Source organism: Ochrobactrum sp. AN78 (genome assembly GCF_029909885.1).
Classification (GTDB): Bacteria; Pseudomonadota; Alphaproteobacteria; order Rhizobiales; family Rhizobiaceae; genus Brucella; species Brucella quorumnocens.
In genome coordinates, this window is sequence record NZ_JASAMU010000002.1 from 285,449 (window position 1) to 299,659 (window position 14,211).

A 14,211-nucleotide genomic window follows, 5' to 3' on the forward strand; every position below is an offset into this window, starting at 1 on the left:
AAAACCGTCTTCCGGTCAGCTCCAACACGAATTTCTAAAAGAGACTTGCCGCCTCGTCCATGCCTTTGCTGAGAAACATATTTTCTTGATGCAATGCGATGTTCTTTACAAAGGTCAGGCGGTTCCCTCTGGAAGCGGCAACTTCGTAGATTCATCTTCTTGGTTTACCCACGCATTAATGCGCATAACGAGCCAGCGATTGATTGGGTTTTCAAAAAGGTGCCAAGCGACAACTGCTGCCAGAAGGCTTGCCGAAACACCACCACCGATCAGCAATATTGCCCCCATTGTGGTCTCTCCCCAATGTTGCGGAATGGCATTGAAAAAGACGAGCCCTACGAGAGGATGCAGAATGAAAATGCCGAAGCTGTATCGGGACAGCGTTACCAGTGGACGAAGCCGCAGCGGCGTATAGATATTCTCTATGGCGGCAAGATAAAGCACGTAAAGGCAAAAATAGAGAAAGGCCAAACGCAACGGACCCTCCAGCGTGGCCGGCTCGCCTGCAACGCTTTCTGGATGATAAAATAGAAAGATCATCAGACAAGCAGCGAGCGCAATCTTAATTAAGATTGCTGGAACTTTATGGTGCGTTTGCCGTGCAAGCCACATTCCAAAGAGGAACGACGGCAGAGCGCGTAAAACGCCAATATCAGCAAACTGAATACGAGTGATCGACAATACATTCAGCTTCTGCGCCAAATATTCCCCGCCCATCACAGCAACGATGATGACGATGAGGATCAAGCCTCCAAGACGGTGGCACAGAATGTCGAACAGCGGAAAACAGAGATACATCAAGAAGAGCGCGCTCAGCGACCAGCTGACGTAATTATAAGAAAGTGTTCTTCCGAGCCCCCAATCGTGAATAAGCAGCAATTGCGTGAGCCCATCCGACAGGCTCATATTGGGTTCAGCAGTAGGATGAAGCAGGCCGGTGGCAGTGAGGACAGACAGAAGCGCAAAGCACGCAAAGGTTATTGCGTTTAGCGGATAAATTCGCGCCAGACGCTTTCCGACAAAGCCAATATAATGGCGCCTATTCCATATATAATTATCTCGACGTGCAAGAAACAATCCAGAAACAATAAAAAAGACATCGGTAAAATAAGAGAATGTTAATATAAGCTCTTGCAGGTGATCGCTCTTCACGGGAAGCCGGAAGGAAAAATGAAAGATTGCGATTCCCAAGCACAGAAGAAACCGCAAACCGTCGAATTCAGCAATCCTCTTCATTCAACGTATCACTGACAATTGTTTCAATGAAACTTCAGTAGCAATATTGAGTGCAAAGTCGAGCGAAACTTAATATTGGTAAATATAAAACCAAATCAGGTTTTTCTGAATGTTTTTGTAAATCTAACATCACTGGGGATTTTGGTGGAGCCAAGCGGGATCGAACCGCTGACCTCTTGCATGCCATGCAAGCGCTCTCCCAGCTGAGCTATGGCCCCATCCGGCCTCTTTCGAGGTGGGCCAGACAGGAATTACTGTCTGGTGTGGCGGCTTATTAAATGGCTCGCTACAGAAGATCAAGAGCTAAATCACAACTCTTTTGGTATCTGCCAAAAATAATTTGCCGATTATGCTCAAGCTGCCTTCAAGATAGGCCAAAGCCGCAAAAAGAAATATTAAAACGCAACAAGGCGGCCCAATGAGCCGCCTTGTTGAAACTGATCCGTGAAGACCGGATTAGACTTCTTCGTCGTCACCGCCGACGCCGCCACCCAGAATACCGGATACGTCGTCGTCTTCGTCTTCCTCTTCTTCGAGGAATGTATCGTCATCATCGTCGCCAAGATCGACGTCGTCGTCGATTTCCGGCAGATCTTCGCCGCCCTTGGCTTCGTCGTCCGCATCCTCGAGAGAAACGAATTCTGGCTTTTCCAGTGCGGTATCCAGCTCTTCGGCTTCTTCTTCCTGTTCGGCCGCACGGCTTTCCGCTACAGTCGCTTCAAAATACGACCGTGGGTACGAAATGCCGGTGTAAGGCGAAACAATCGGGTCGCGATTGAGATCGTAAAACTTCTTGCCCGTTTCCGGATCGATGCGCTTGGTACCAAGTTCAGATTTTGCCACGTTTAGCCTCGTGAGTTTTTATCCCTGTCGTGCCTGTGGCACTCCACGCCTCTTGTTGTCCCCGTCGCGCCTGCGACGTTTTAGGCCGCTTGTTCATCCGGGTCACAAATTCATTCAAACCGCGTCTGCTACGCTTACATGCTTTAAGCTCGCCATTATACTCCAAACCTTCAGTTGGTGAGGAGAAGGCGTGAAGCGCGCCTTACGGTGTTGTTCGGTGCATAAACGCAATTTGCAGCTTTTGTCAAAGCTAAAGACTCATTCTGCTCTCTTACAATGCCTCAAATCACGCATTGGCGGATGACCCCGCCCTGTTCCTGTGCTAGGAAGCTGCCGCTTTGATCAATCCCGCGTGAATAACGCCCAAATGAGACAGTGAAAAATCCATGTCCCATTCTGCATCCCCGAAACCTGCAATCGCCCGCCATTCTGAGGCACTTAAGGGTGAAATCCGCATTCCGGGTGACAAATCTATTTCCCACCGCTCCTTCATGTTCGGTGGTCTCGCATCAGGTGAAACCCGCATTACAGGTCTGCTGGAAGGCGAGGACGTCATCAATACAGGCCGTGCCATGCAGGCCATGGGCGCCAAGATCCGCAAAGATGGTAATGTCTGGGTCATCAACGGTGTCGGCAATGGCTGCCTGTTGCAACCAGAAGCGCCGCTCGATTTCGGTAACGCCGGAACCGGTGCCCGTCTCACCATGGGCCTCGTCGGCACTTACGATATGACGACGACCTTTATCGGTGACGCATCGCTGACCTCGCGCCCTATGGGCCGTGTGCTTAATCCGCTGCGTGAAATGGGCGTTCAGGTAAAGGCTTCCGAAGGCGATCGCCTGCCGCTGACATTGACAGGCCCAAAGACAGCCAATCCGATCAGCTATCGCGTGCCTATGGCTTCTGCGCAGGTGAAATCTGCAGTTCTGCTTGCCGGCCTCAATACGCCAGGTGTCACCACCGTCATTGAACCGGTCATGACGCGCGATCACACTGAAAAGATGTTGCAGGGCTTTGGTGCCGACCTTTCGGTCGAAACCGACAACGAGGGTGTTCGCCATATCCGCATCACCGGACAAGGCAAGCTTATCGGCCAGACCATCGACGTGCCGGGCGATCCTTCATCAACAGCCTTCCCACTTGTGGCGGCGCTGCTTGTTGAAGGTTCGGATGTCACCATTCGCAACGTGCTGATGAACCCGACCCGCACTGGCCTTATCCTCACTTTACAGGAAATGGGCGCAGACATCGAAATCATCGACCCGCGTCTTGCGGGCGGTGAAGATGTTGCCGATCTGCGCGTGAAATCCTCAAAGCTCAAGGGCGTTACTGTTCCTCCGGAACGTGCGCCTTCGATGATCGATGAATATCCGGTTCTGGCGATTGCGGCTTCTTTTGCTGAAGGCGAAACCGTGATGGACGGGCTGGATGAGCTGCGCGTGAAAGAATCAGATCGTCTTGCAGCCGTCGCACGCGGTCTCGAAGCCAATGGCGTCGACTGCACGGAAGGCGAAATGTCACTCACGGTTCGCGGTCGTCCAGACGGCAAGGGCCTGGGCGGCGGTACAGTTGCCACACACCTTGATCACCGCATCGCAATGAGCTTCCTCGTCATGGGGCTGGCTTCAGAAAAGCCCGTCACTGTGGATGACAGTACAATGATTGCAACCTCGTTCCCTGAATTCATGACCATGATGCCGGACATTGGTGCGAAAATCGAAGTAAGCGAGCAGCAATGACAAGCTTCGTCGTTGCCATCGACGGACCAGCAGCTTCGGGCAAGGGAACTCTTGCCCGACGCATTGCCATTCATTACGGTATTCCTCATCTCGATACCGGGTTAACCTATCGTGCAGTTGCGAAAGCGCTGCTCGATAAGGACTTACCGCTCGATAATGAGGCGATTGCGGCGGAAGTCGCCCTTCATCTCGATCTGCACGAGATGGACAAGAACGTGCTTTCTGCCCATGCCATTGGCGAGGCGGCCTCCAAAGTGGCTGTCATGCCTGCGGTACGACGCGCACTTGTTGAAGCGCAGCGTAATTTTGCAGCCGCATTGCCATCAAGCGTGCTTGACGGACGCGATATCGGAACGGTCGTCTGTCCACAGGCCGAAATCAAGCTCTTTGTGACTGCCTCGCCGGAAGTGCGTGCACAGCGCCGCTTTGAAGAGATTGTCGCAAAAGGTGGCACGGCCGATTTCGATAAAATTCTGGCCGATCTCAAGACGCGCGACGAGCGCGACATGAACCGCACGGATTCGCCGTTGCGGCCTGCGGAAGACGCGCACTTGCTAGATACGAGCGAAATGAGTATAGAAGCGGCATTTCTTGCGGCGAAAAAGCTGATTGATCACGCTTTCGCGCAGCACAAGGCATAATATCGGGATAGTCGCGAGACTTTCTGGTATAATTATGCCCTAGAAATGCTGGATAATTCGGGGTTTGTTCCTATATAGGTCTCACCCGCATTTATAACCTGACTTCGCGTTCCACGCGCCGGTTGTCCCAAAGGGACGGAACCGAAGGACAGGCCTAACGCAACGCTAACCCCCGGCGCCGCATCCGATGTTGTTTCATACCGGATGCATCAGGAGTATTTATGTCTGAATTCAATCCCTCTCTCGCAGACTTCGAGTCGCTGCTGGCCGAATCCTTTGCCAACAATGACCTTGCAGAAGGTTATGTTGTAAAGGGTCGCATCGTTGCCATCGAAAAAGATATGGCAATCATCGATGCAGGCCTCAAGGTCGAAGGTCGCGTACCGCTGAAGGAATTCGGCGCGAAGGGCAAAGACGGCTCGATGAAGCCGGGCGACGAAGTTGAAGTTTACGTTGAGCGCATCGAAAACGCACTCGGCGAAGCTGTTCTGTCGCGCGAAAAAGCACGTCGTGAAGAAAGCTGGGGCAAGCTCGAGCAGAAGTTCGCCAATGGCGAGCGCGTCGATGGCGTTATCTTCAATCAGGTCAAGGGTGGTTTCACCGTCGATCTCGATGGCGCAGTTGCATTCCTTCCACGTTCGCAGGTCGACATTCGTCCGATCCGCGACGTTACCCCGCTCATGCACGTCCCACAGCCTTTCGAAATTCTCAAGATGGACAAGCGTCGCGGCAACATCGTTGTCTCGCGTCGTACCGTTCTTGAAGAAAGCCGTGCGGAACAGCGTTCGGAAATCGTTCAGAACCTTGAAGAAGGTCAGGTTGTTGAAGGCGTTGTCAAGAACATCACCGATTACGGTGCGTTCGTTGACCTCGGCGGCATCGACGGCCTCCTGCACGTTACTGACATGGCATGGCGCCGCGTCAACCATCCTTCGGAAATCCTCACCATCGGCCAGACGGTCAAGGTGCAGATTATCCGTATCAACCAGGAAACTCATCGTATCTCGCTCGGCATGAAGCAGCTCGAGAACGATCCTTGGGATGGCATCGGCGCGAAGTACCCGATCGGCAAAAAGATCACCGGTACTGTCACGAACATTACCGACTACGGTGCATTCGTCGAAATCGAGCCAGGCATCGAAGGCCTGATCCACGTTTCCGAAATGTCGTGGACCAAGAAGAATGTCCATCCGGGCAAAATTCTTTCGACCACTCAGGAAGTCGAAGTCGTTGTTCTCGAAGTGGATCCGGTCAAGCGCCGCATCTCCCTCGGTCTCAAGCAGACCCTCGACAACCCATGGACCACGTTCGCTCAGAAGTACCCACAGGGCACGATCGTTGAAGGCGAAGTCAAGAACAAGACCGAATTCGGCCTGTTTATTGGTCTCGACGGCGACGTTGACGGCATGGTTCACCTCTCCGACCTCGACTGGAACCGTCCAGGCGAACAGGTTATCGAAGAGTACAACAAGGGTGAAGTCGTTAAGGCTGTCGTTCTCGATGTTGACATCGAGAAGGAACGCATCTCGCTCGGCATCAAGCAGCTTTCCGGCGACAAGGTCGGCGAAGCAGCAGCTTCGGGTGAACTGCGCAAGAACGCCGTTGTAACCTGTGAAGTCACAGCAGTTACCGATGGCGGTCTTGAAGTTCGTCTCGTCGACCACGACCTCGACAGCTTCATCAAGCGCTCTGATCTGTCTCGTGACCGCGATGAACAGCGTCCAGAACGCTTCACCGTTGGTCAGAAGGTTGACGCTCGCGTCATCGCCTTCGACAAGAAGACCCGCAAGCTGCAGGTCTCGATCAAGGCACTCGAAATCGCTGAAGAAAAAGAAGCCGTTGCTCAGTACGGTTCGTCCGACTCAGGCGCTTCGCTCGGCGATATTCTTGCTGCAGCCATGAAGAAGTCGGAAACCAACTAATAGGTTCTGATCTTCTGCCAAAAATGAGAAAGCCCGCCATTCGGCGGGCTTTTTCTTTTCTGCATATGCATATCCATAAGAGCTTCGGCGCTTAGTTCTCAGACGAGTTTTGAGCTGATAAGAGTGAGATTCAACGCTCTAAACTCCTTTTAATTGAAGCACGATCTTATCGACCCTCGTTTCACTCTGCTCGGAATTATGCTTTAAAATTCCATCCTCACACGACGCCAAGCAGATGGATGAGACCCAAGCTGATTGCCCCCAGAACCAGCAGCGAAAGAATGGCCGTAAGCGTTACGCGTCCGCCCGCTGAGGCAACGGAGCGTATATCGACACCCAATCCCAGTGCAGCCATGGAAATAATCGTCAAGGCTGTCGATGCGAATTGAATGCCTGGCAGAATGGTGTTCGGGATGAGATGCAGCGAGCGCAGCGCCATCATACCGAGAAATCCAATGATGAACCAAGGCACGAGTTGCAGGAAGCCGGGCTTTACCTCTGCGTCCTTGTTACCGGCCAGAACCGATAGCGTCAGAATGACCGGACCCAGCATCAGCACGCGCACCAGCTTGACCAATGTTCCAAGCTGCACGCTGATGGTGGCTATCGGCGCAGTGGCTGCGAGAACCTGCGGCACGGCATAAACCGTTAAACCCGCGAGAATGCCATATTGTGTATGTGACAGGCCCAGCAGTGGCACCAGCAGCGGCAGGCACAGCACGACGACAACACCGAGAATGGCAGTAAACGCGATTGAGGCCGCGACATCTTCGCTGTCTGCCCCAATGACTGGTGCTGTGGCCGCGATGGCCGAGTTGCCGCAGATTGAATTGCCACAAGCAACCAGAACGGCCATGCGATGAGGCAATTTAAACAGCCGCCCGATGCCATAGCTGAAGGTAATCGCCATCATCACAACGCAGGCAATGCCGAGTATTAAGCCTGGTCCGGCATCAATCACAGCACTTGCACTGATGGAAGCACCGAGCAAGACAACGGCAATCTCCAGCAGCATCTTTGCCGAAAAGCTGATGCCTTTGGCAAATTGCTTGCCGGGGCGAAAAATGCTTCTGACTGCAGTCCCGATCAGGATCGCCAATACCAGCGCTTCGAGCCAAGCTTTGCCCGTATAGTGCTCCTCGACCTTTTCAAGCCCGACAGCAACTGCTGAGACGGCGAGGCTAAGTGCTAGGCCGGGGAGAATGTTCTTGAATTTATTCGATGGTGCGGCTGTCATCTGGTTTGGCATTCACATCTTGAGAAATATTTTCCAATCAGATGCCGCATTTCTTCTGTTCATTCCATCGCATTATATGTCACAATTCATTCGATAAAATCGAACGATTGACGCTATGACACTGGAACAATTGCGTATTTTCATTGAAGTCGCCGAGCGTGAGCATCTCACCCGTGCTTCCGAAGCGCTTCATCTGACGCCATCGGCGGTGAGTTCAGCGATCCGAACGCTGGAAGACCGCTATGGTGCGATGCTTTTCAATCGCATTGGGCGTCGGATTGAGCTGACCGGTGATGGGCGTATGTTTCTCGATGAAGCCCGCGCGACACTTGCGCGAGCACAATCGGCGGAGCGTATGCTTTCGGAGCTTGGCGGCGGCAAACGCGGCTCGCTTGCCATACATGCGAGCCAGACCATCGCCAGCTACTGGCTACCGCCCTATCTCGCACGGTTTCATGCCGCCTCACCCCTCATCGATGTTCGGCTAACGCTTGGCAATACAGAAAGTGTGACTGAAGCTACCGAAGCAGGGCTTGCCGATATCGGGCTGGTTGAAGGCGCTGTTCAGGCACCCACACTTTCATTGCGCAAGGTCGGCACAGATCAGCTCATTGTCGTCACACGACCTGATCACGAATGGTGCGATGCCGGTAAGCTCGCATGGGACACGCTGTTTCATGGAAAGTGGATACTGCGCGAACTTGGCTCAGGCACCCGCAGCGTATTCGAGGATGCAATGCGCGTCGCAGGCTACAATCCTTCACGTCTTAACATCGCACTGGAATTGCCATCCAACGAGGCCATCTGCTCTGCCGTATTGTCTGGCAACTATGTCACCGCGATTTCTGAACTGGTGGCAGCGCCACATCTTGCCGCGGGCACGCTGGTAAAAGTCAACTTCGTGTTGCCACAGAGACAGTTCCTCATGCTTTCGCACAATGATCGCTATCAGACCAAGGCGCTCAAATCTTTCGCCGACATGCTGATGAAAGAACCAGACATGTCGCGCACAGAACAACTCCCCGACCGATAAGCGCTGTAGGCTTCCAGCACGGGGATGTCCCCCGCACATCTCGACCCCATTATGCGGATCGGGACTGATCCGCACTGTCGATCTGGAGGAGGTAGACATGAGCAGGAATAGAGGCGTCGTGTATATGCGCCCGGGTAAAGTCGAAGTTCGTGACATTGATGATCCGGTATTGAGCGCACCTGATGGTCGCAAACTTGATCACGCCGTCATCCTGAAAGTCATCACAACCAATATTTGCGGCTCCGACCAACACATGGTGCGTGGTCGTACCACTGCCATGCCCGGCCTTGTGCTCGGTCACGAAATCACAGGCGAAGTGATTGAAAAAGGCAGCGATGTCGAAATGCTTGAAGTGGGCGACATCGTTTCGGTACCATTTAACGTCGCCTGTGGGCGCTGCCGCTGCTGCAAATCGCAGGACACAGGTGTCTGCCTCACAGTCAACCCCTCGCGCGCCGGTGGCGCTTATGGCTATGTCGATATGGGCGGCTGGATTGGCGGGCAAGCGCGCTATGTCATGGTGCCTTATGCAGACTTCAACCTGCTGAAATTTCCAGATCGTGAACAGGCCATCGAGAAAATTCGCGACCTGACCATGCTTTCCGACATTCTGCCCACCGGCTTCCATGGTGCAGTGAAGGCTGGCGTTGGGGTAGGCTCGATCGTCTATGTGGCAGGTGCCGGTCCTGTTGGGCTTGCTGCAGCAGCATCCGCCCGCATCCTGGGCGCTGCAGTCGTCATGGTTGGAGACTTCAATAAGGAACGTCTTGAGCACGCACGGAAAGTGGGCTTCGAGCCGATTGATCTGTCCGCCAGCGATCGCCTCGGCGATATGATTGCCGAAGTAACCGGCAGCAATGAAGTGGATAGCGCCATTGATGCGGTAGGCTTTGAAGCACGTGGTCACAGTGGCGGTGAGCAGCCGGCAATCGTGCTCAACCAGATGATGGAAATCACGCGCCCTGCCGGTTCCATCGGCATTCCAGGTCTTTATGTGACGGAAGATCCGGGTGCTGTCGACAAGGCAGCCCAGCAGGGAAGTCTTTCCTTACGCTTTGGTCTTGGCTGGGCAAAGGCGCAGTCTTTCCATACAGGACAGACGCCAGTGGTTAAATATAATCGCCAACTGATGCAGGCCATTTTGCACGGACGTCTGAACATTGCCGAAATCGTCAATGCGCAGGTGATTTCGTTGGATGACGCACCACAAGGCTATGAAAGCTTCGATCAGGGCGTGGCGAAGAAATTCGTCCTCGACCCGCACGGGATGCTGACAAAGGCCGCTTAAAATACTGATGCCGGGAGTTTTGGCTCCCGGCAATCAACGTTAGCGAATTGATTTTACCAGTTCAGGCTGGGTGAAGCAGGTCGGGGCCATTCCATTCTTGGATTGCCACAGACCGATTGAGCGGCGGGTTTTAAAGCCAGGCAGGCCATCAGCCTTGCCAACATCATATCCCTGTGCCTGCATGCGCTTTTGCATGGCCTGAATGTCAGAACGGTACATGGTGCCGACATTGCCCCATTGTGTTTGGAAATCGCCCGCGCCATAGGCAATGCGATCACCAACATGACCGATGAATAGCGCATAAAGATCGCTCATATTGTAATCTTTAATCACGTAGAAATTAGGCGTCACGATGAAGGCTGGGCCATAGCGACCAGCGGGCATAAGCAAAAAGCCTTCGCCCTTCATTTCATTGGCAGGAAATGCCTTGCCGTTAGCACGACTGATGCCGAGCTTTGCCCACTCGCCAAACGTCTTGCCCTGATCAGGCCCTTCCAGCGAACAAGAAACACTCTGAGGCACATTGACCTCGTAGCCCCAATCGCGCCCGCTCTGCCAGCCATGGATTTTGAGATAATTGGCAATCGATGCCAGCGTATCCGGGACTGAGTTCCAGATATCGCGCTTGCCATCGCCATCAAAATCAACGGCGTGTTTGAGATAAGAAGTCGGCATGAATTGCGGCTGACCGAGTGCGCCGGCCCATGAACTTTTCATCGAACCATTGGCAATGTAACCGCGCGAGGTGATCTCAAGTGCTGCGATCAGCTCCTTGCGGAACATGTCCTTGCGCGTTGCCATGAATGCTTTGGTGCCGAGCACTTCAAACGCATTGTATGGAATCTTGACCGTACCGAAGCCCGACTCACGTCCCCAAATGGCGACAACGATGCGCCCCGGCACGCCATATTGCTGCTCAATTTTTTTAAGCAGACTTGCATTCTGGCCAAGACGCGCCTTGCCACCACTGGTGACGGAACCAAGCGTCTTGACGTTGAAATATTTGCCAGGGGCACCGAATTCGGCCTGCTTCTGTTCTTTGGGCGTCGTTGGCTTTTCGCCGGGAATCACCAGATCAGGCAGCTTCCAGTTGATGGTAACGCCTGCAAAAGCTTGTTCGAAAATTGCACGTGAAACGCCGGCAGCTTTGGCTTCAGGCCAGAAATCTTTTTCTATCCAGTTGCGATACTGGCTTTCAATTTGCGCTTTGGACGGTGCTGCAATCGATGGAGTAATGGCAGAAGCCGCGAACAGGCCGAGAGCAAGTTTCAAGCTTCGGGTCCATCTTCCTGCCATCACGCCTGTCTCCAAATTTCAGAATGTTTATAGTGCGGTTCGCGCTCGCAGAGCTGCTGCAAGCGTTCCTTCGTCCAGATAATCAAGCTCACCACCCACTGGCACACCATGCGCAAGTCGTGTGACACGCACATCGAAATCGGTTAGCTGATCGGTAATGTAATGGGCGGTCGTCTGCCCTTCCACCGTCGCGTTAACAGCAAGAATCACTTCCTTGATTTCGCCAGATGCTACGCGTTCAACCAGCCCTTTGATGTTGAGATCATCCGGACCAATGCCATCAAGCGGCGACAGCCGCCCGCCAAGCACATGATAGCGAACATTCATCGTGCCAGCCCGTTCCAGGGCCCAAAGATCGGACACGTCTTCCACGACGATCAGCATGGATGGATCGCGGCGATCATCAGTACAAATGGTGCAAGGATCGGATGTATCGACATTGCCGCAGCATGAGCAGATGCGCACTTTTTCGGCAGCATCCTGCATCGCCCCGCCCAGCGGGATCAGCAGCGCTTCTTTCTTCTTGATCAGGTGCAGCGCCGCGCGGCGTGCCGAACGCGGGCCAAGCCCCGGCACACGGGCCAGAAGCTGGATAAGACGTTCGATTTCAGGACCGGCTATACGTTTGGACATGCTGCTTTGGGACGTAGGGCTGCTTCGGGGAGTAGAGGAATAAGGATGTAGGCAACGGCAGCAGAGGAGCAATCATGCTCTCTGCTGCCTTACTCTATCAAAACGGCAACTTGAAGCCCGGAGGGATCGGCAACCCAGCGGTCAGTGACTGCGTCTTTTCGGCCATTTCGGCTTCGAGCTTCGCCTTGGCATCGTTGTGGGCCGCAATGATCAGATCTTCGAGGATTTCCACCTCTTCTTCCTTGGCAAGCGACGGATCGATCTTGAGAGCCGATAGTGTGCCTTTGCCTGAAAGCGTGATCGTGACCAGACCACCACCCGAAGATGCGGTTGCTTCAAGATTGGCAATCTCGTCTTGCATGGCCTTCATCTTGGCCTGCAATTCTTTCGCCTGCTTCATCATGCCCATCATGTCACGCATGGGTTCACTCCATAGTCTTTTAAAATTCAGTCGTCGTCAGAAGGCGCGCCAGGCACGTCTTCAATCGTATCCAGATCAATATCGTCATCGTCACTCTGTTCTGCAACGGCAATACGGACATCCGTAATCTTTGCGCCAGGAAAAGCAGCCAAAATGGCGGCAACATCCGGGTCTGCCCGCGCATCGGTGACAAGATTGTCGCGACGCTCGGTTTCAGCTTCCGCAACCGTCTGTCCTGAAACATCACGCGCTACGGTCACAATCCAGCGAATGCCGGTCCAGTTAAGCAGGCGCTGCGAGATATCGCTCGGCAATGATTTCGGTGCATCATCCGTCAGGCCGATTTCAAGCCGCCCGGCGGCGATGGATGACAATCGCACGCAGTTCTTGACCAGAATCTTGAACTGCATGTCACGATACTTGTCAGCCAGAGCAACGATATCAGCAAGGCTGTTGATCGGCACCAAAGGCTGAAGCGTATTATCGACGAATTGCTGGGGCGCAGGAGGCTGTACTGGCTGCGGCTGTGTTTCCACAAGGCGCATCGCAGTCGCAGGTCCACCCGATACGGGCATCATGGACGACGCAATTGCATCCGCATTTACCCGTGCCTCGGACTGAGAGCCACCATTAGGCTTTGCTCCACCCGATGGCTGCGGACGCGATGCCGAAACCGAACCGTTCTCCAGTCCCTTCAGCGCTTCATCGAGCGTTGGCAAATCGGCAGCATGCGCCAGACGGATCAACAGCATTTCAGCTGCCTGAATAGGACGGGTTGCGGTGTCGACTTCCGCAATGCCCTTGAGCAGCATCTGCCATGTGCGCGAAAGCACACGGACCGAAAGCTTTTGCGAAAAATCGCGGCCACGCACACGCTCATCTTCCGACAGCGAAACATCTTCCGCAACGTCAGGCGTGAAGCGCAGGCGCGTCACCAGATGATTGAAGTCTGCGAGATCAGTCAGCACGACCGACGGATCAGCACCGACGTCATATTGCGCACGAAATTCGGTCAGAGCGCCAGCCACATCGCCACACATTAGCATCTCGAAGAGATCGATAATGCGCGCACGGTCGGCAAGCCCCAGCATGGAACGCACTGCCTCTGCCGAAACATGACCAGCGCCATGGGCAATCGCCTGATCGAAGATGGAGAGCGAATCGCGGGCCGAGCCTTCGCCCGCGCGCGCAATCATCGCAAGCGATGTATCGTCGACCTGGATCTGTTCGGCTTCCGCAATCCGCCGCAGATGTGCGGCCAAAGTGCCCGATTCGATGCGGCGCAGATCAAAACGCTGACAACGCGACAGGACCGTGATCGGAACTTTTCGGATTTCGGTGGTAGCAAAGATGAACTTCACATGCGGCGGCGGTTCTTCAAGCGTCTTCAAAAGGCCGTTGAAGGCCTGATTGGACAGCATGTGCACTTCGTCAATGATGTAGACTTTGTAGCGTGCCGAAACAGGGCGATAACGCACCTGCTCTATAATCTCGCGGATATCATCGATACCCGTATGGGAGGCCGCATCCATTTCGATCACATCGACATGGCGGCCTTCCATGATAGCCTGACAATGTTCGCCAAGCACTGACAGATCGATTGTCGGCTGGTCAATAGAATCAGTCTTGTAATTGAGTGCACGCGCCAGAATGCGCGCCGTCGTGGTCTTGCCCACACCGCGCACACCGGTCAACATCCAGGCCTGCGCAATGCGGCCAGTCTCGAACGCATTTTTCAGCGTGCGAACCATCGGCTCCTGACCGATAAGATCATTAAAATTCTGAGGACGATATTTGCGGGCGAGAACGCGGTAGGCGCCATCGGCGGCCAAGTCTGCGGATTTCGTGTCCATTGCGACCCTTCCGTTCCCTGTTCGCTTTTTTCCAATCTCGAAACTCTAAACAGTTTGGATCGGAGACGA

12 protein-coding genes and 1 tRNA gene are annotated in these 14,211 nt (G+C 53.9%); 5 read left to right on the plus strand and 8 right to left on the minus strand.

Features of this window, described 5'->3' with window-relative positions:
* Positions 1-114: 114 nt before the first annotated feature.
* The 3 genes from QBD00_RS04890 to QBD00_RS04900 form a co-directional block, all read right to left on the minus strand.
* Positions 115-1,236: an acyltransferase gene (locus tag QBD00_RS04890; RefSeq protein ID WP_318578795.1), complete on the minus strand. Its 1,122-nt coding sequence runs from the start codon at positions 1,234-1,236 to the stop codon at positions 115-117.
* Positions 1,237-1,378: 142 nt separating this feature from the next.
* Positions 1,379-1,454, minus strand: a tRNA-Ala gene (locus QBD00_RS04895).
* 238 nt (positions 1,455-1,692) lie between these two features.
* On the minus strand, positions 1,693-2,079 hold the full coding sequence (locus QBD00_RS04900) for a TIGR02300 family protein (protein WP_095445805.1): 387 nt from the start codon (positions 2,077-2,079) through the stop codon (positions 1,693-1,695).
* Between the two features lie 386 nt (positions 2,080-2,465).
* Here QBD00_RS04900 and aroA point away from each other — a divergent pair, with 386 nt between their 5' ends.
* The 3 genes from aroA to rpsA all read left to right on the plus strand — a co-directional run bounded on the left by aroA (position 2,466) and on the right by rpsA (position 6,381).
* A complete protein-coding gene (gene aroA / locus QBD00_RS04905; protein ID WP_318578796.1) occupies positions 2,466-3,818 on the plus strand; it encodes a 3-phosphoshikimate 1-carboxyvinyltransferase in 1,353 nt (450 codons plus the stop codon).
* Complete coding sequence (cmk, locus tag QBD00_RS04910) at positions 3,815-4,459, plus strand: (d)CMP kinase (protein ID WP_318578797.1); 645 nt, start codon at positions 3,815-3,817, stop codon at positions 4,457-4,459. The genes aroA and cmk overlap by 4 nt, the downstream gene beginning before the upstream one ends.
* Before the next feature lie 221 nt (positions 4,460-4,680).
* Positions 4,681-6,381 carry a 30S ribosomal protein S1 gene (rpsA, locus tag QBD00_RS04915; RefSeq protein WP_095445802.1) on the plus strand — a complete coding sequence of 567 codons (1,701 nt, stop codon included), beginning with the start codon at positions 4,681-4,683 and terminating at the stop codon, positions 6,379-6,381.
* Positions 6,382-6,598: 217 nt separating this feature from the next.
* On the opposite strand, the gene QBD00_RS04920 is transcribed toward rpsA, so the two are convergent.
* Positions 6,599-7,618 (minus strand): YeiH family protein, encoded by a 1,020-nt coding sequence (locus QBD00_RS04920; RefSeq protein WP_318578985.1) that lies wholly within the window; start codon positions 7,616-7,618, stop codon positions 6,599-6,601.
* 115 nt (positions 7,619-7,733) lie between these two features.
* Here QBD00_RS04920 and QBD00_RS04925 point away from each other — a divergent pair, with 115 nt between their 5' ends.
* Positions 7,734-8,651 carry a LysR family transcriptional regulator gene (locus QBD00_RS04925; RefSeq protein WP_318578798.1) on the plus strand — a complete coding sequence of 306 codons (918 nt, stop codon included), beginning with the start codon at positions 7,734-7,736 and terminating at the stop codon, positions 8,649-8,651.
* Positions 8,652-8,748: 97 nt separating this feature from the next.
* Positions 8,749-9,939 carry a formaldehyde dehydrogenase, glutathione-independent gene (fdhA, locus tag QBD00_RS04930; protein ID WP_095445800.1) on the plus strand — a complete coding sequence of 397 codons (1,191 nt, stop codon included), beginning with the start codon at positions 8,749-8,751 and terminating at the stop codon, positions 9,937-9,939.
* Between the two features lie 39 nt (positions 9,940-9,978).
* On the opposite strand, the gene QBD00_RS04935 is transcribed toward fdhA, so the two are convergent.
* The 4 genes from QBD00_RS04935 to QBD00_RS04950 form a co-directional block, all read right to left on the minus strand.
* On the minus strand, positions 9,979-11,235 hold the full coding sequence (locus QBD00_RS04935; protein WP_412534982.1) for a lytic murein transglycosylase: 1,257 nt from the start codon (positions 11,233-11,235) through the stop codon (positions 9,979-9,981).
* A 27-nt stretch (positions 11,236-11,262) separates the two neighbouring features.
* Positions 11,263-11,868, minus strand: coding sequence for a recombination mediator RecR (gene recR, locus QBD00_RS04940; protein WP_095445798.1), 606 nt, complete (start codon positions 11,866-11,868; stop codon positions 11,263-11,265).
* A gap of 97 nt (positions 11,869-11,965) precedes the next feature.
* Positions 11,966-12,289 (minus strand): YbaB/EbfC family nucleoid-associated protein, encoded by a 324-nt coding sequence (locus QBD00_RS04945; RefSeq protein ID WP_094578639.1) that lies wholly within the window; start codon positions 12,287-12,289, stop codon positions 11,966-11,968.
* Between the two features lie 26 nt (positions 12,290-12,315).
* Complete coding sequence (locus QBD00_RS04950) at positions 12,316-14,142, minus strand: DNA polymerase III subunit gamma/tau (protein WP_318578800.1); 1,827 nt, start codon at positions 14,140-14,142, stop codon at positions 12,316-12,318.
* Positions 14,143-14,211: the final 69 nt, after the last annotated feature.

Bases quoted from the DNA above. Each gene is read 5' to 3' on its own strand.
- QBD00_RS04890 (WP_318578795.1), bottom strand. From the start codon at position 1,236: ATGAAGAGGATTGCTGAATTCGACGGTTTGCGGTTTCTTCTGTGCTTG.
- aroA (WP_318578796.1), top strand. From the start codon at position 2,466: ATGTCCCATTCTGCATCCCCGAAACCTGCAATCGCCCGCCATTCTGAG.
- cmk (WP_318578797.1), top strand. From the start codon at position 3,815: ATGACAAGCTTCGTCGTTGCCATCGACGGACCAGCAGCTTCGGGCAAG.
- rpsA (WP_095445802.1), top strand. From the start codon at position 4,681: ATGTCTGAATTCAATCCCTCTCTCGCAGACTTCGAGTCGCTGCTGGCC.
- QBD00_RS04920 (WP_318578985.1), bottom strand. From the start codon at position 7,618: ATGACAGCCGCACCATCGAATAAATTCAAGAACATTCTCCCCGGCCTA.
- QBD00_RS04925 (WP_318578798.1), top strand. From the start codon at position 7,734: ATGACACTGGAACAATTGCGTATTTTCATTGAAGTCGCCGAGCGTGAG.
- fdhA (WP_095445800.1), top strand. From the start codon at position 8,749: ATGAGCAGGAATAGAGGCGTCGTGTATATGCGCCCGGGTAAAGTCGAA.
- QBD00_RS04935 (WP_412534982.1), bottom strand. From the start codon at position 11,235: ATGGCAGGAAGATGGACCCGAAGCTTGAAACTTGCTCTCGGCCTGTTC.
- recR (WP_095445798.1), bottom strand. From the start codon at position 11,868: ATGTCCAAACGTATAGCCGGTCCTGAAATCGAACGTCTTATCCAGCTT.
- QBD00_RS04945 (WP_094578639.1), bottom strand. From the start codon at position 12,289: ATGCGTGACATGATGGGCATGATGAAGCAGGCGAAAGAATTGCAGGCC.
- QBD00_RS04950 (WP_318578800.1), bottom strand. From the start codon at position 14,142: ATGGACACGAAATCCGCAGACTTGGCCGCCGATGGCGCCTACCGCGTT.